General features: G+C 59.0%; 12 protein-coding genes. 8 read left to right on the top strand and 4 right to left on the bottom strand.

Annotated elements, in window-relative coordinates:
• Positions 1 to 126 precede the first annotated feature (126 nt).
• The 3 genes from PSUM_RS09705 to PSUM_RS09690 all read right to left on the bottom strand — a co-directional run bounded on the left by PSUM_RS09705 (position 127) and on the right by PSUM_RS09690 (position 5,219).
• Positions 127 to 1,230: a hypothetical protein gene (locus PSUM_RS09705; RefSeq protein ID WP_331717092.1), complete on the bottom strand. Its 1,104-nt coding sequence runs from the start codon at positions 1,228 to 1,230 to the stop codon at positions 127 to 129.
• Positions 1,231 to 2,025: 795 nt separating this feature from the next.
• Positions 2,026 to 2,604 carry a lysozyme inhibitor LprI family protein gene (locus tag PSUM_RS09695; RefSeq protein WP_083349428.1) on the bottom strand — a complete coding sequence of 193 codons (579 nt, stop codon included), beginning with the start codon at positions 2,602 to 2,604 and terminating at the stop codon, positions 2,026 to 2,028.
• Positions 2,586 to 5,219, bottom strand: coding sequence for a lysozyme family protein (locus tag PSUM_RS09690; RefSeq protein ID WP_169840431.1), 2,634 nt, complete (start codon positions 5,217 to 5,219; stop codon positions 2,586 to 2,588). The genes PSUM_RS09695 and PSUM_RS09690 overlap by 19 nt, the downstream gene beginning before the upstream one ends.
• 525 nt (positions 5,220 to 5,744) lie before the next feature.
• Here PSUM_RS09690 and PSUM_RS09685 point away from each other — a divergent pair.
• Positions 5,745 to 6,083: a DUF6124 family protein gene (locus PSUM_RS09685; RefSeq protein WP_083349427.1), complete on the top strand. Its 339-nt coding sequence runs from the start codon at positions 5,745 to 5,747 to the stop codon at positions 6,081 to 6,083.
• 222 nt (positions 6,084 to 6,305) lie between these two features.
• Entirely contained in the window at positions 6,306 to 7,418 is a 1,113-nt protein-coding gene (locus tag PSUM_RS09680) for an SEL1-like repeat protein (RefSeq protein ID WP_083349426.1), read from the top strand.
• A gap of 130 nt (positions 7,419 to 7,548) precedes the next feature.
• On the opposite strand, the gene PSUM_RS09675 is transcribed toward PSUM_RS09680, so the two are convergent.
• Positions 7,549 to 8,334, bottom strand: a complete 786-nt coding sequence (locus tag PSUM_RS09675; protein WP_083349425.1) for an enoyl-CoA hydratase — start codon at positions 8,332 to 8,334, stop codon at positions 7,549 to 7,551.
• A 142-nt stretch (positions 8,335 to 8,476) separates the two neighbouring features.
• Between PSUM_RS09675 and PSUM_RS09670 the strand changes: the two genes are divergently transcribed.
• Genes PSUM_RS09670 through PSUM_RS09645 form a run of 6 tightly spaced genes read left to right on the top strand, consistent with a single transcriptional unit; the run spans position 8,477 to position 14,196 of the window.
• Positions 8,477 to 9,262, top strand: a complete 786-nt coding sequence (locus PSUM_RS09670; protein ID WP_033043871.1) for an SDR family oxidoreductase — start codon at positions 8,477 to 8,479, stop codon at positions 9,260 to 9,262.
• Between the two features lie 56 nt (positions 9,263 to 9,318).
• Complete coding sequence (locus PSUM_RS09665; RefSeq protein WP_083349424.1) at positions 9,319 to 10,287, top strand: OB-fold domain-containing protein; 969 nt, start codon at positions 9,319 to 9,321, stop codon at positions 10,285 to 10,287.
• 8 nt (positions 10,288 to 10,295) lie between these two features.
• Positions 10,296 to 11,429, top strand: coding sequence for an acyl-CoA dehydrogenase family protein (locus PSUM_RS09660; RefSeq protein WP_083349423.1), 1,134 nt, complete (start codon positions 10,296 to 10,298; stop codon positions 11,427 to 11,429).
• On the top strand, positions 11,401 to 11,820 hold the full coding sequence (locus PSUM_RS09655; RefSeq protein WP_033043866.1) for a MaoC family dehydratase: 420 nt from the start codon (positions 11,401 to 11,403) through the stop codon (positions 11,818 to 11,820). Before PSUM_RS09660 ends, PSUM_RS09655 begins: the two co-directional genes overlap by 29 nt.
• 17 nt (positions 11,821 to 11,837) lie before the next feature.
• Positions 11,838 to 13,016 carry a lipid-transfer protein gene (locus PSUM_RS09650; protein WP_020801276.1) on the top strand — a complete coding sequence of 393 codons (1,179 nt, stop codon included), beginning with the start codon at positions 11,838 to 11,840 and terminating at the stop codon, positions 13,014 to 13,016.
• Between the two features lie 10 nt (positions 13,017 to 13,026).
• A complete protein-coding gene (locus tag PSUM_RS09645) occupies positions 13,027 to 14,196 on the top strand; it encodes an acyl-CoA dehydrogenase family protein (protein WP_020801277.1) in 1,170 nt (389 codons plus the stop codon).
• The last annotated feature ends 49 nt before the right edge of the window (positions 14,197 to 14,245 follow it).

The raw sequence follows: 14,245 nt of genomic DNA, 5'->3' as shown, positions 1-14,245 counted from the left end.
GTAGGAGCCAGCGGTGCGGCGATCCGACTTGCCGGCGAACGCGACGCCGCGATGCATTTGCCGCACCGCCTCATCGTTCTTCGCGGGCAAGTCGGATGGCCGTCTGCTTGCTCCCATTCACCTATTTCAAAGTGCTGATACCGGCATCAACACCGTGCCCCACAGCCCAGTCGCACCACCGCCGCCACTGAAGATGAATTGCGGTCCAATGCCACGCGCAATCGCCTGCGTTCCAGTCGCGACAGCTAGCCAAGGCGATATGCAGCCTGGATGACCCAGCATTGCATCGAGGTTGCTCAACCCAGTCTTGTTGACCGGCATAAGGACTTCACTCAGTACGCTCGCGACAGCGACAGCCCGTTGCGCATCGATGCCCACTCGCCAAACCCGCTCGATCGATGTCGATTCAAGCGGCACCCAATCAAGGGCCTGGCGCGTGGCATAAAGAAGGTCATCGGAGGAGGGCGTGCGCTCCTGCTCCGGGCGGTGAAGATAGGCGATTGGCGCTAAGGTGGTCTGCGTCAGGCGGTTGCCAAACAACAACCCGACGGCGGCTTCCGCCGTGCCTTCAGGCTGCTGCGGTGCAAACTGCACGGCCACCACCAGCAGCAACGCCCGATCGCGGATACGCCGGTCGAGCCACTGGTCCAGTGCAGTCAGTCCGCCGCCATCGACAGGGGTGACGGGCTGGCGAATACCGGATTCGCGCCACGCTTGTTGCCAGACTCGGCGCCACTGGTTCTCCGGCAAACCGGTATCGACGTCCAGCAACAGGGCCAGTGGTTGATCAGCAGGCAACTGCGCCAAAGTGGGCGCCAGGTCGGCGAGCGTCTGTGCCCATATACTCAGCAATAGCGCTTCCGGATTTTCATCTGCATCGCAAGATAAGCAACTATGGCGGAGTATTGCTCCATCCATTCTGGACGCTTGTGACTTCAGCGCATTCGCTCCACTCAGCAGAGCCTCCAGTTGTATTGACGGTTCATCGCCAGGTTCTTGAAGCGCCGTTTGCAAACTCACGCCCAAGACCTGTTGCGAGCGACGCCCCTGACGAATCTTGCGGGTCAGGTCTTCTTCACGAGCTTCATCCCACCCTTCGGCGGCACCGTGTTCGCCGACGTACAAAAGCATTCGCCCGAAACCCAGCACGCACCAACCCAGGATTGGAAAGCCCAAGGCCAAGTGCCATAAATCCGAAGGCTGCTCGGGCAAGGTTTCATCGCCGAACAACAACGTTCCTCCAGTGCCCAGCAAACAAAACAGCAACAACAGGCCGAGCCAAAGCAAAAAACGAGGTGGTTGGGGGTACAGTGCGGGAGGAGGCACTTTATCCAGTCTGATTGGCATGATTAACTTATTCTCGTTTCAAATTAGGAGCGCTATTTGTAAGGTTGCTATCAGGCGGAAATATAAAGCCGGACCCTCTAACCAAATTATCGTCTATATCTTTTATCGCTTCACTGACAATTGATTTTCTTCCAAAAGAATTTCCAGTGCATGTGTGAGTCATCACAGGCCCATTAAAGTTGGTCGCGTCCAAAAAAGCCTTCGCCCCTAGCGTCTCCTGCGGAACACCAAAAACATAAGCATACCCTGATGATCTAAATCCAAAATATGTTGTATATGTGGTAGTGTCTATCCAACGAAAAACTGGATTTTCGCTTGAGAAACCTTTTTTTTAGCTCAATCGTTGACTCCGTACCAAATCGATAAAGAATTTTCTTACTGTCAGTGCTGGCACAAAAAGATAAAGTTCTATTTATTTTCTCGTCTAAGTTACATGACGCAATCATGATTTCATCAGGCTCACACAAATCATTTTTGGATTCCTTTGCTCCCGCTTCCCTGAAAACAAAGATCAGAATAGAGCAGAGGACTAACTTTGCTAAATTCATTTAAATTTCAATTTTCGTCATTGAAAAAAACTCCTTGCGCCATGCGCGAAAAAAACTCCCTGCCTAAATGATTGTTCGAGTGCAGACTTGCATCTGAAGCTTTCTAAATGAATAGTTTCGATACGTAGTCTCATACCTTCATCGCCTGAAATTTCATTCGGATTCGACAGGTTTTTTCGTCTTCTGCATGAATGGCGTCTGTTAGCTCACAGTTTTTTTTATAATAATCAGTTTCTTCAAGAGTTTTTTCTAGATTTTCTATGTGCGAAAATATTTCTTCCCTCGTCATAGAAGAAACTCTACTCATAATGGAAAGTGAGCTATAGAAGCCGTCGCCGCTAATGCCTGTATCTAAATACAATAACTCCACCAATCTCGATGATGTTAAAGAAGCTAGGCACGCTATTCTTTCAATTCCAGCCTCTTCACCTGGCAATATAGCGTCGTAAATATTTTCGCAGTGAACATCCCTGTATCTAATCCAAGCCCGCTCACCATCCAAAAGCAAATTCCTATGAAGAAATTTTGGCTCTGCAACCATCGCCGAATACTGCTCGTTGAGTTTTTTGTCAATTTTTTTGTATGCAATGTTCACGCACTGCAAAATATCTTTAGTGATAAAACTATTTTTTTTGCAATCTCCTTCAGCAAAAGTTGGCGAGCCCCAAAAAACAATGAAAACGCAAAACGTTAGTGCCAGCAATCGCATTTCAAACCTCTCTCAAAAAGTTTAGCCTCATCTTCTCGTCTGGTTATTAGCCCTCCGAGCCCGGCTCTTCCCTCCCAAAGTCTTTTCATTGAACGCAGTCTAGATGGAACTTTCTCGGGACTTAGATTCAGTAAGTCGTAGTAAATTTGTTTCATCTCCAATCGTGAGTCAATATTTGGTCGAGTAAATGAGTTTCCTCTATTAACTACAAGAGACAGCAAAGCTCCTTGGCAGTGTGGATGCAAATCCATCACTCCGGGATAGGCGTCAATTACTAACTGCGCATATCGTTTTTTCATTCTGATGGCAAGAGCTATAGCGTTCTCCTTACTGATTGATATGTGGATTACGGAACTTAAGATGCTTCTGGCTTGATCCCCTTGTCTCCCGATAGCGTCTATTAAGGTTTCAATTTCTTGCTGGGCATAGAGCTGGGAAAGATCTTGACGAACTTGCAATGCCGATTGCTGTCCTAAATCATACCCATACCCAATAGTTACCCCGCTGGCACCAGCCGGAACATAAGGGTGTTTTCTATATCCTTCCTTTTCCAAAATGAACTGAAATGATTCTTTTGAAACGATAAGGACTCCAGCTAATCCCTCCAGCTCATAAGTTTCAACAACACACTCTTTAGGGCACTCCGTATTAAACCTTGTAGCTAATCCCACCGGATGAAAGTGATAGGCACTCCCCCACGAAGGCAACCCGACTTTTTCCGCGACGTCCCTCCACCACCCCAGCTCTGCAATCCGCTGCTTCTCCGCCAGCCAGTTCAGGTGCGGTGTCGAGCCGCTATGGCCGAGCAACTCATCCAGTGCGTCCCAGATCTTTGGCTGCTGAAACCACTCGCTTTCCTTGTACAGGATCATCTGCGAAATCGACTGTGCATGGGCCGGTAACTCAAGAGCCGTTTGCAGTTCAGTGGCTGTCATCTTGCCGTCGCGGTTGCGATCGATGATCTCGTATAGCCGGTTTTTCATGGGGCCCTTGTCGTCTTTTTCGGCAATAGGGCGATAACGCTCGCGTTGCGCGTCGCTGAAACCGTCAATGGCGCTGAGAAAAGAGGCCAACAAGTGTTTGGGTCGGCTGTAGTCGATGATGACGTCATAGCCTTCCCAGGCCCACGGGCTGACCCAGGACGTTACGCCTGGCTCTTCACACACCCAGCCGTCGAGAAGATTGTTGTCGGCGTCGTGAAGCAAGTTTTCCAGGTGATACCAGGTGCGCGCTTTGCGGGTCGCGCTTGCAGGCACCTGGACTTTTCGGTCCGCCGGCAGATCATCGAGCAGCTTCTTGGGGATCAGCAAATCAGCGGCACTGCACGGGCTGGTCGCACTCGACATCTGCATTTGCGCAGCGGTTTGTCCTTCAGGTGCCACCACGGGTGTGCCCTTGGCGAGCTTCAGCCAGGTCCGGTTTTTTTCCGGCAGGCGCTGGGCCCAAGCCCGGCTGGCTTCGATGAACGCCTCGACGTCATCACCACTGAACGTTTCCAGGTGCAGCTTCTTTTCCGGCTGATCCGCGTCACTGTCCTGATACAGGCCGAGGTGGCCGATCAAGTCTCCAGCCTTGATCGCGACGGGGGTGTCGAGGACCACGATCCGGTCCGTCGCCAGCGGTTCCCGCGCGCTGTGCAGAGCGGCGAACTGTATCCACTGCGTGACCCGTTCCAGCTTGCAAAATTCGCCTCCACCGCTGACGGTGACGATCGTGCCTTTGGGCAGTTCGCTGATTTCCTCGCTGTGCAGGCTCGCTTCCGGGCGCACCTTGAGGGCCCCTCTAGCCGTTTCGACGCGATGCTGACCGTTCACCACCGACTGCAGGAACCGGGACGCGAGGTAACCGCGCAGCGATCCATCGGCATTGCTCAGGCTGGCCGGGCCCAGGCGGTTTTCCAGACGTCGGTACTCGCCGTCGCCGCTGATGCTCAGCTCGGCGCCGCAGGGCAAGAAGTCAGCGACCTTGTCGGACCGGGGGCGGTAGTAAACGTACACGCCGCGTTGTTCGGGATCGTCAGGATGGGGCTCGTTCGCCGTGGCCTTGACCCGGTACACTTCGCGCCAGAATCCCGGCCGTTCCAGGTTCGGATCGTCGTCATACTTCACCCAATCCTGCAGGTGCAAGTACAGGCTGTAGAAGATCAGGCTCGGCGGCTGATCGGTGCTGCCCTCGAGCTTCGGTGGCTGCAAGCAATGGCGGACCAGCACGAAGTTACGCGAAAAGGGTTTTTCAACTTCTTCATTGACGAAGTACGTCGTTTTCGGCGAATACGTATCAATGCGGTACGCCACTACTTCGCCGTCGGCCATGCAGTGCACTTGGGACTGCTGTTTCAGGCCCGCAGCGGTACCGCTGTCGAAATGCACACCGCCGTGCCACAGGCCATTACGGCCAAGAGGGTAGTAACCGGCGGTGGCGCTGGCCAGGTGGGTCAGTTGCTGCAGCGGGTCGCGCGCGTCCTTGAACGGGTGGCACCAGTTTTTCAGCGGCGGCAAGCGTTCGGCGGCCGGGAGCGCCGCTGGCTGGGAGGGCTGGGTAGTGGTTGGCCAGACCTGGGGCATGGCCCTTGGAGTGTAGTGGCGTCCAAAAATCCAGTCGAGCAGCTTGGCCATGGTGAATACGCTCCTTGTAACGAAAGGGGATCAGGCAGCGAAACTGTCAGCTTCAGAGTCGCTGGCACGCGCGCGGGTAAAAAAAGGATTTTTATGAGCAACCGCGTGCGAGCCTCGCAAGGCTTCACGAAGTCGGGTCGAGGTGGAAATAGGACGTTTCTGATGGATGCGTAGGACGCTTCTGATCGTCCTAGTCTTCGCAGGAAGGCCATTCCCGAAAGCCACAACACCTTGCGTCGTTGCCTACCGTTACTCCAGAATCCGCCGGCTTGTGCACCCTGGGGTCGCTCGGTAACTTGACTCCCGTCACTGCCCATCAGTGATCGGGTTTAGTCGCCCGGTTAGTTCCCTCACGGTTGCACATGCGTCATCCAGCCAGGTATCCACCTGTACTTGATGGTGGCTGTGCGCATGGCGTCTTCGGGCGCGCCGGGTTTGGGTGCTTTACCGGTCGACTAACTTGCGCACAGCTGCCTCCCTTTCGTTTAGTCGCGAAAGAGTCGTGGCTCTACTGGAGAAGTACCCATGTTCAAGGTCACACCGAATCCGCCGAACCCCGATCCCACATCCTCGTCAGAAAACTCCGACTCAAACAATCCCAACGACCCCATCCCCTCAGCCGCCGACATCAACGCCACCCCGCGCAAACTCTGCATCACGTTCATCGTAAACCCTGAACTCGATACCGAAACCCTCCTGGCCCACGCCTGTGAGTCACTGGCTTCAGCCAATGTCATGGCCCTGGATCTGGCGGATCGCACGCAGGGGTCGAGTCGCAATACCCTGCTGGGTATTGCGCAAGTCATCATGCTGGGGGAGTTGGCGGTGAACCGGGCGCTGGATCGGTTTGATCCGCGGGAGTAGAAGATCAAAAGATCGCAGCCTGCGGCAGCTCCTACAGGGGTACGAAAATCTGTAGGAGCCAGGTAATTTCAGATGTTTCCTACTTACTTTCGGCGACGCGGGCTGTAGCTTTCGAACGGCATACCGTTCTTCTAGCACTCAACGCCCTGATGTTCGCGCAGTACGTGCACACACCAAAGTGACGCAGGGACAGTCACCAAAAACGCCGAAAGGATTAAGAGCATGGAAAGGAAAACGCCAACGCAGGTGGGACTAGCGGCGCTGTTCGCATCGCTGCTTGCGGTTTGCTCCAACGTGGCCGTTGGGCGTGAATCGCCGGTCGCGACCAGCGGTATACGCTCAGATTTCGTGTGCACGCATGATGCGGGTCCTTCGGTCGTGTCTCAGGACGCAAATGCACAACGCCTGTTCGCCTATGCACGACATCTCGATTACTTGTATGGAGGGCGTGATTTCAAAAGTGAGAACGTCGATGATTTCAATCGCATAAGTCGTTACTACCGTATCGCGTCCGCATTTGGAAACGCCGATGCGACCGAAGCGTTGCGCGACCTACAATGGAGGCTAAATGATAATACCTATGATGGTGTCATCAGCCAGCTTCGTCGAAATCGCACGGAAGAGGTCGAGCGTCTGACGACGCTGCTCTCGCAGCAGTATCCGTCCCGGGGTTATTGGTTCCAGGCAAACAGGTTTGCCCAGGCATATAACCTTCATGAAGCATTCATCCTTTACCGCAAGGCGGCGGACTTGGGCAATGCCGAGGCGCAATACCGACTGGCCCAGTATCTCGACGTCGAATCGGTCGTACTGGCCAAAGCATTCGGTGCGAAGGCCAAGGACATCGCATTCGCATTACCGCTATATCGCTGTGCCGCACAACAAGGACACGGCGGTGCGATGTACGAGCTTGCCATCAAACAAGTCGACAACCGGCGCTACACCGAAGCGATGGCGGGATTCCAGCAAGCGATAATGATGGGAGAGAACGGTGCTGCGTTCAGGCTTAGGGAGGCTTTTGGCGACAAGTCGAACTGGCCACCATCACTAGCAATGGCAAAGGACGCAGCGCGTTATGAAAGATACGAGAAGATCCGCATCTTCTTGATCGATGAGAGAAAATTCGCTCCGCGGGTGCCCGACCTAAACTCTATTGTGCCATTGCCTCCTGCAGCTTTGCCCGAGTGGAACGGAACGTTCCTGTGGAAGAACGAGCAGCTCACGCCGAGCGAGGCTCCATCGGAGACGTTGGTCGCACAGATGGCCAAAGCTAAAAGGTTGGACGCGCGGACGGGGCTGCCGGAAGCAGGAAAGCCGAAGGACATGGTGCCGTGATAGCGACCACCTTCTGCCGCAGGACATCCCCTTGCTTCGTGGGCTGGATGAAAATGAATTCATCACCTTAGGTCATTTTTCAATCCTTAAAACCCTACATTCGGGGATCAGCATTTTCGTCCGGAAGATTTCAATTCCCTTCAAACCGCGCAGGCCGCTTGTCGATAAACGCCTGCATCCCTTCCTTCTGATCCCGTGACGCAAACAGCAGCGCATTAGCCTTACGCTCCAATGCCAGCCCAGCTTCCAGTGGCGCATCCATACCCGCCAGGATCACCTCCTTGATCTGCTCGGCGGCCAGTGCCGGCATCGCCGCGATGACGCGCGCCAGCTCCAGGGCGTGGGCCTGTACCTGGTCATCGTCCACCAGGTCGCTGACCAGCCCGGCCACCCAGGCTTCCTCGGCGCTGATGGGTTGGCCGGTGAGCGCCATGCGCATCGCCTTGACCTTGCCCACGGCCCGGACCAGACGTTGGGTACCGCCGATACCGGGCATGATGCCGATGCGGATTTCCGGTTGGCAGAAGCGTGCGCTGCGCCCGGCGACGATCAGGTCGGCGTGCATCGCCAGTTCGCAACCACCGCCGTAGGCGTAGCCGCAGACGGCTGCGATCACAGGTTTAGGGCAGTGCTGGATCGGCCCCCAGACCCGTTCGGTGTGGCGCTTGTAGATGTCGATGGCGCCGACCCCGGCCATGCTGTTGATGTCGCCGCCGGCAGCGAACACCTTGTCACCGCCGGTCAGGACGATGCAGCGCACTTCGGGATCAATCGCCAACTCAGTGAAATGACGCGACAGCAGTGCCTGTAATTCCAGGCTCAAGGCGTTGGTCGCCTGGGGGCGGTTGAGCCGCAGCAGGGCGACGCCGGGCAGGGGGTGTTCGAGCAGAACCGGTGCAGCAGGTGAGTCGGACATGGGCATCTTCGAGGACCAGGCAAGGTGTGAATTGGCGCCAGTGTCCTGTTCATGGCGTTAAATTTTCATCGTCCGTTCAGACGTAGTTTGCCCTGCGGTTCGTCCCTAGAGTGATCCTTGTCAGTAGAAAAAGGAGCACATGATGGAGCTGCATTCGGGTCTTGATTACAGCGGCAAGGTGGTGCTGGTCACCGGTGGCACCAAGGGCATCGGCGCCGGTATCGCGCTGGGATTTCTGGCCGCGAACGCACGGGTGATCGTCTGTGCCCGGCGCGAACCCGAGCAGGTGCCGACATCGGGCGGCAAGCGCGCGACCTTCATTGCCGCCGATGTGCGCGACCACGATTCCCTGCAACGCCTGTTCGCCACCATCGAGCGCGACTTCGGCCGCCTCGACGTGGTGGTCAACAACGCCGGTGGCAGCCCAGCCACCGACGCGGCCACGGCATCGCCGCGGTTTCATGAAAGCATCATCGGCCTGAACCTGATCGCGCCGCTCAACGTCGCCCAGCACGCCAACCGGCTGATGCAGGCCCAGGCGCAGGGCGGTTGCATCGTCTTTATCGGCAGCATCAGTGCACTGCGCTCCTCGCCAGGCACCGCCGCTTACGGCGCGGCCAAGGCCGGGGTGCTGGCGCTGGTGCAATCGCTGGCGGTGGAGTGGGGGCCCAAGGTGCGGGTGGTCACGGTCAGCCCGGGCCTGGTGCTGACCGAACAGGCGCATCTGCACTATGGCTCCGAGGCCGGTATCGCCGCTGTGGCTGCCGGCATTCCGGCGGGCCGCATGGCCGTGGCCGAAGACATCGCCAACGCCTGCCTCTACATCGCATCGCCGCTGGCCGCTTACGCCAGCGGTTGCAACCTGTTGCTGCATGGCGGTGGTGAACGCCCGGCATTTCTCGGTGCCGCGCAGGTGCTGCCCACCTGATCGACCTATTGCGGCGACCGGGTTCGGTGGCCGCCTTCAATGTGAAGGAGACGACTTTGGCTGATCCACAATTGCTATCCAATGTGCGCGCCCGGGTGGGGCGCCAGTACGGCCGCGTGTATGCCTGGGACGAGGTCAACGCCCCGATGATTCGCCAGTGGTGCGAAGTCATGGGCGTGGACAACCCGTTGTACACCGACGCGGGTTTCGCCTTGGGCACCGCACATGAGGGCCTGATCGCCCCGCCTGCGATGTTGCAGGTGTGGACCATGGAAGGCCTGCACGCCAACAACTACCCACCTGGCTCCACCGACGAGAACCCTTACGAGGTGCTCAAGGAAATGGAAGCCTACGGCTACGCCTCCACCGTGGCGGTGAACTCCGAACTGAGCTTCACCCGCCCGGTGCGCTTGGGGGAAAAACTCTACTACACCACGCGCCTGGATTCGGTCGGCGATGAGAAAACCACCGCCTTGGGCACTGGTTTCTTCGTCACCCTGGTGATGAGCCATTTCGTCGAAAAAGCCGGTGGCGATGAGCCGGTCGGCGAGTTGCTGTTTCGCGTCTTCAAGTTCCGAGCGGCCAATGCCCAGGCGCCGGCAAAGGTTGAGTCAGCACCGGCCAAGGCCAAGCGCCCGCTGCCGGGCATCAGCGATGACACGCGGTTCTTCTGGGAGGGCTGCGAGCAGGGCCAGTTGCTGATCCAGCGCTGCACGGCGTGCAAGACCTTGCGTCATCCACCGGCACCGGTGTGCATCCAGTGCCACAGCTTCGACTGGGACACTGTGCAGGCCAGCGGCCGCGCCACCTTGTATTCGTTCGTGGTGATGCACTACCCCGAAGTGCCGCCGTTCGATTACCCCAACCCGATCGGCCTGATCGAGCTGGCCGAAGGCGTGCGCCTGATCGCCGGCCTGGTCGGTGTCGAGCGGGACCAGTTGCAGATCGGCCAGCCGTTGCAGGTCGAGTTCCAGACCTTCGATGACCAGCTGACCCTGCCGATGTTTCGGCCGGTAGAGGCATAGGAGCCCCCATGGATTTCGAATTGAGCGAAGACCAGCGCGCCATTGCGCAGATGGCCGACGGCCTGTTTGTCGACCACTGCCATGACGACTATATGCGCCAGTGGGATACCAGCGGCGAGCCGATGATGGCGCCGCTGTGGGCGCTGTGCATCGAGACCGGGTTGCATGCCCTGGCCATTCCCGAAGAGCACGGTGGCAGCGGCCTGGGCATGACCGAACTGATGCTGGTGCTGCAAGCCCAGGGCAAGGCCCTGGCCCAGGTGCCGCTGTGGCGTCATCAATTGGCCGCCGCGACCCTGGCCCGTTTTGATGCTGGCGACAGTGCCGGCTGGGTAGCGAGGGCAGCAACCGGCGAGGCGCTGTTGAGCCTGTCCATGGAGGGCCTGAGCAGCGCGCTGGGTATCGAGTTGCAAGCCTGTCCGTGCGCCGACGGCTGGTCGGTCAACGGCCGGGTCGCGGCCCTGGCATTGGGCGAGCAATCCCAGGCCGCGCTGGTGTTGGTGGACGTCGACGCGCAGCCACGTTTGCTGCTGCTCGATCTGTCGGCGCCCGAGATAAAGCGGGTGCCGGCAGTGATGACCCACGGCGAAGCGGCGGCCGACCTGCACATCCAGGGCTTGACCGTGAACGCGGCGGCGCTGTTGCCGGCCGAGGCGGTCGCCTGGCTGGAGCTGCGCAGCGTGGCGGCATTGGCGGCCCTGCAACTGGGGGTCAGCGAAGAGCAGATCCGCCGCACCGTGGCCTATGTCAGCGAGCGTCGGCAGTTCGAGCGGGTCATCGGTAGCTTCCAGGCGGTGCAGATGAGCATGGCCGACAACCATATCGCCGTCGAAGCCTTGCGCACGGCGCTGTGGCAATTGGCCTACCGCATCGATGCCGGCTTGCCGGCGCCTTCCGAAGCCCTGGCCACCGCCTGGCTGGCCTGTGAAGCGGGGCACCGCATCGGCCACACCGCCCAACACGTGCATGGCGGTATCGGCGTCGACCTGACGTACCCGATCCACCGTTTTCTCTACTGGAGTCGCGGCCTGTCCCTTGCCCTGGGTGGCTCGGCAGCCAACCTGGAACGCCTGGGCGACTGGCTCAACGATAACGACAAGCTGGGATGGAAATATGACCTCGAAGAACACCAAGCGCTTTGAAGACGTGCGCCCCGGCGAAGTACTGCCGGAGCTCGCGGTGCCGATTACCGTGACCCTGATCAACGGCGGGGCGATTGCCACCCGTGATTACTTTCCCGGTCACCACGACGCTGAGGCGGCCCGTGCCCTGGGTTCGCCCCATGTGTTCATGAACATCCTCACCACCAACGGGTTGGTGCAGCGCTTCATCGAACAATGGGCCGGGCCGCTGGCGCAATTCACCGCGCTGAAAATCAAGCTTGGCGCGCCGAATTATCCCGGTGATTGCATGACCTTCAGCGGCAGCGTCAGCGCGCTCGATGCCGACACCCGCGCGGTGGAAATCACCTTGAGCGGCAAAAATTCCATGGGCAACCACGTGACCGGCACGGTCGCGCTGGTCCTGCCCTGACAGCCGGAGAGACACAGATGACTGATTCATCGATTTCCGGGCGCGCCGCGATCGTTGGCCTCGGCGCGACCGAATTTTCCAAGAACTCCGGACGCACCGAATTGCGCCTGGCCCTGGAGGCCACCTTGAGTGCGCTTAAGGATGCCGGCATCGACCCAAGCGAAGTAGAGGGCTTCAGCTCCTACTCGGTGGACAAGGTCCCGGAGTACGAAATCGCCCGTCTGCTGGGGTGCAAGGACGTCAAGTTCTTCTCCCAGGTGCCCCACGGCGGCGGCGCCGCCTGCGGGCCGGTGATGCACGCGGCGATGGCGGTGGCCACCGGCGTGGCGAAAGTGGTGGTGGTGTATCGGGCCATGAACGAGCGTTCCTGGTATCGCTTCGGCACCGGTGCCTACGGCTTCGCTTCGACGCCGACCTTCGACAACGTCAACTACGGCTGGTACATGCCCCACGGCTTCCATACGCCAGCCGCCTGGGTCGGGATGTTCGCCCAGCGCTACATGCACACCTATGGCGCCACCTCCGAAGATTTTGGCCGTGTCGCGGTGGCGGCGCGGGATTTCGCTGCGACCAACCCCCAGGCGTTTTTCCATGGCAAGCCGATCACCCTGGAAGAACACCAGGCCTCGCGCTGGATCTGCGAACCGCTGCACCTGCTCGACTGCTGCCAGGAATCCGATGGCGCCGTAGCGATGATCATCACCTCGGCCGAGCGTGCCCGCGACCTGCGGCAGAAGCCGGTGACCATCAAGGCCGGCTCCCAAGGCATCAGCCATGGCCAGCAGAGCATGACCTCGTTCTACCGCGACGACATCACCGGGCTGCCGGAAATGGGCGTGGTCGCCCGCGAACTGTATCGCCAGTCGGGCCTGGGCCCGGACGCGTTCCAGACCGCGGTGATCTACGACCACTTCACCCCGTTCGTTTTGCCGCAGCTGGAAGAGTTCGGCTTCGTCAAACGCGGCGAAGCCAAGGAATTCATCCGCGCCGGGCACCACGCCCGTGGCGGCAAACTGCCGATCAACACCCACGGCGGGCAATTGGGCGAGGCCTATATCCACGGCATGAACGGCATCGCCGAAGCGGTACGCCAGGTGCGTGGCACGGCGGTCAACCAGGTGGCGGATGTGCAGAACGTGCTGGTCACCGCCGGCACCGGCGTACCCACCAGCGGCCTGATACTCGGCACAGCCTAAGGAGCAGCAGATGTTCGTCGACCTCACTCCCGAACAACATGCCCTGCGCCACAAGGTGCGGGACTATTTCCAGGCCCTGATGACCCCGGACATGCGCGCGCAGTTGCGCGGCAAGGAAGGCGGCGAGCTGTTTCGCCAGACCATCCGCCAGATGGGCCGCGACGGCTGGCTCGCGGTTGGCTGGCCCAAGGCCCATGGCGGCCAGGGCTATGCCGCCACCGAACAGTTGATCTTCTTCGAAGAAGCCAACATCGCCGGGGCGCCACTGCCGTTCGTGACCATCAGCACCGTCGGCCCGGCCTTGATGGCCCATGGCAGCGAGCTGCAGAAAGAGCGCTTTCTGCCAGGGATCGCCGCGGGCGAAATCATGTTCGCCATCGGTTATTCCGAACCCGACGCCGGCAGCGACCTGGCCGTGCTGAAAACCAGTGCCCGTCAGGACGATGAAGGTTTCCTGGTCAATGGCAACAAGCTGTGGACCTCAGGTGCCGAATCGGCTGATTTCGTCTGGCTGGCGGCCCGTACCGATCCGACCCAGGCGCGGCACAAAGGCATCTCGCTGCTGATCGTCGATACCACGACACCGGGCTTCTCCCACACGCTGATCCATACCGTTGGCACTCCGACGGCGGCCACCTACTACGACAACGTACGGGTGCCCAACGAGATGCTGGTCGGTGAGTTGCACGGTGGCTGGAAACTCATCACCTCGCAGTTGAACCACGAGCGCCTCGGCCTGGGTACCTGGTCGGACAAAGTCGTGGCGCTGTTTCGCCGGGTTTACCTGTGGGCGCGGGCCCGCGATGAACAGGGCCGTCGGGCGATGGACAAAGCCTGGGTGCGCAGCTCGCTGGCCGAGTGTTACGCGCGCCTGGAGGCGATGCGCCTGATCAACATGCGCATAGCCGCCGATCTCGAGCTCGACCGCATGAGCGTCGCGCTGAGTTCGACCACCAAGGTGTTTGGCTCGGAGTCGGCCATCGAGATCCTGCGCAAGCTGGCGGCGATCGTCGGTGCCAATGGTTCGATGCGCAGCGGTTCGGCGGCGACGCTGTTGGAGGGTGACCTGGAGTATGAATTGCGCTCTGCAACGACCCTGACTTTCGGCGGTGGCACCAATGAAATCCAGCGCGAACTGATCGCCCAGTTTGGCCTCGGCATGCCGCGCACCCTGCGCTGACGCTCGTCCATCAACAACAAAAACCGTACTCGCCCCGGACCCGGGGCGG

Origin of the sequence: Pseudomonas umsongensis, assembly GCF_002236105.1 — a bacterium.
Lineage (GTDB): Bacteria > Pseudomonadota > Gammaproteobacteria > Pseudomonadales > Pseudomonadaceae > Aquipseudomonas > Aquipseudomonas umsongensis.
Note: the sequence above shows the minus strand (reverse complement) of the source record. Positions and strands in the feature narration are given on the sequence as shown.

Excerpts from the sequence above, each read along its gene's own strand:
- PSUM_RS09695 (WP_083349428.1), bottom strand. The coding sequence starts at position 2,604 with ATGCGATTGCTGGCACTAACGTTTTGCGTTTTCATTGTTTTTTGGGGC.
- PSUM_RS09690 (WP_169840431.1), bottom strand. The coding sequence starts at position 5,219 with ATGGCCAAGCTGCTCGACTGGATTTTTGGACGCCACTACACTCCAAGG.
- PSUM_RS09685 (WP_083349427.1), top strand. The coding sequence starts at position 5,745 with ATGTTCAAGGTCACACCGAATCCGCCGAACCCCGATCCCACATCCTCG.
- PSUM_RS09680 (WP_083349426.1), top strand. The coding sequence starts at position 6,306 with ATGGAAAGGAAAACGCCAACGCAGGTGGGACTAGCGGCGCTGTTCGCA.
- PSUM_RS09675 (WP_083349425.1), bottom strand. The coding sequence starts at position 8,334 with ATGTCCGACTCACCTGCTGCACCGGTTCTGCTCGAACACCCCCTGCCC.
- PSUM_RS09670 (WP_033043871.1), top strand. The coding sequence starts at position 8,477 with ATGGAGCTGCATTCGGGTCTTGATTACAGCGGCAAGGTGGTGCTGGTC.
- PSUM_RS09660 (WP_083349423.1), top strand. The coding sequence starts at position 10,296 with ATGGATTTCGAATTGAGCGAAGACCAGCGCGCCATTGCGCAGATGGCC.
- PSUM_RS09655 (WP_033043866.1), top strand. The coding sequence starts at position 11,401 with ATGACCTCGAAGAACACCAAGCGCTTTGAAGACGTGCGCCCCGGCGAA.
- PSUM_RS09650 (WP_020801276.1), top strand. The coding sequence starts at position 11,838 with ATGACTGATTCATCGATTTCCGGGCGCGCCGCGATCGTTGGCCTCGGC.
- PSUM_RS09645 (WP_020801277.1), top strand. The coding sequence starts at position 13,027 with ATGTTCGTCGACCTCACTCCCGAACAACATGCCCTGCGCCACAAGGTG.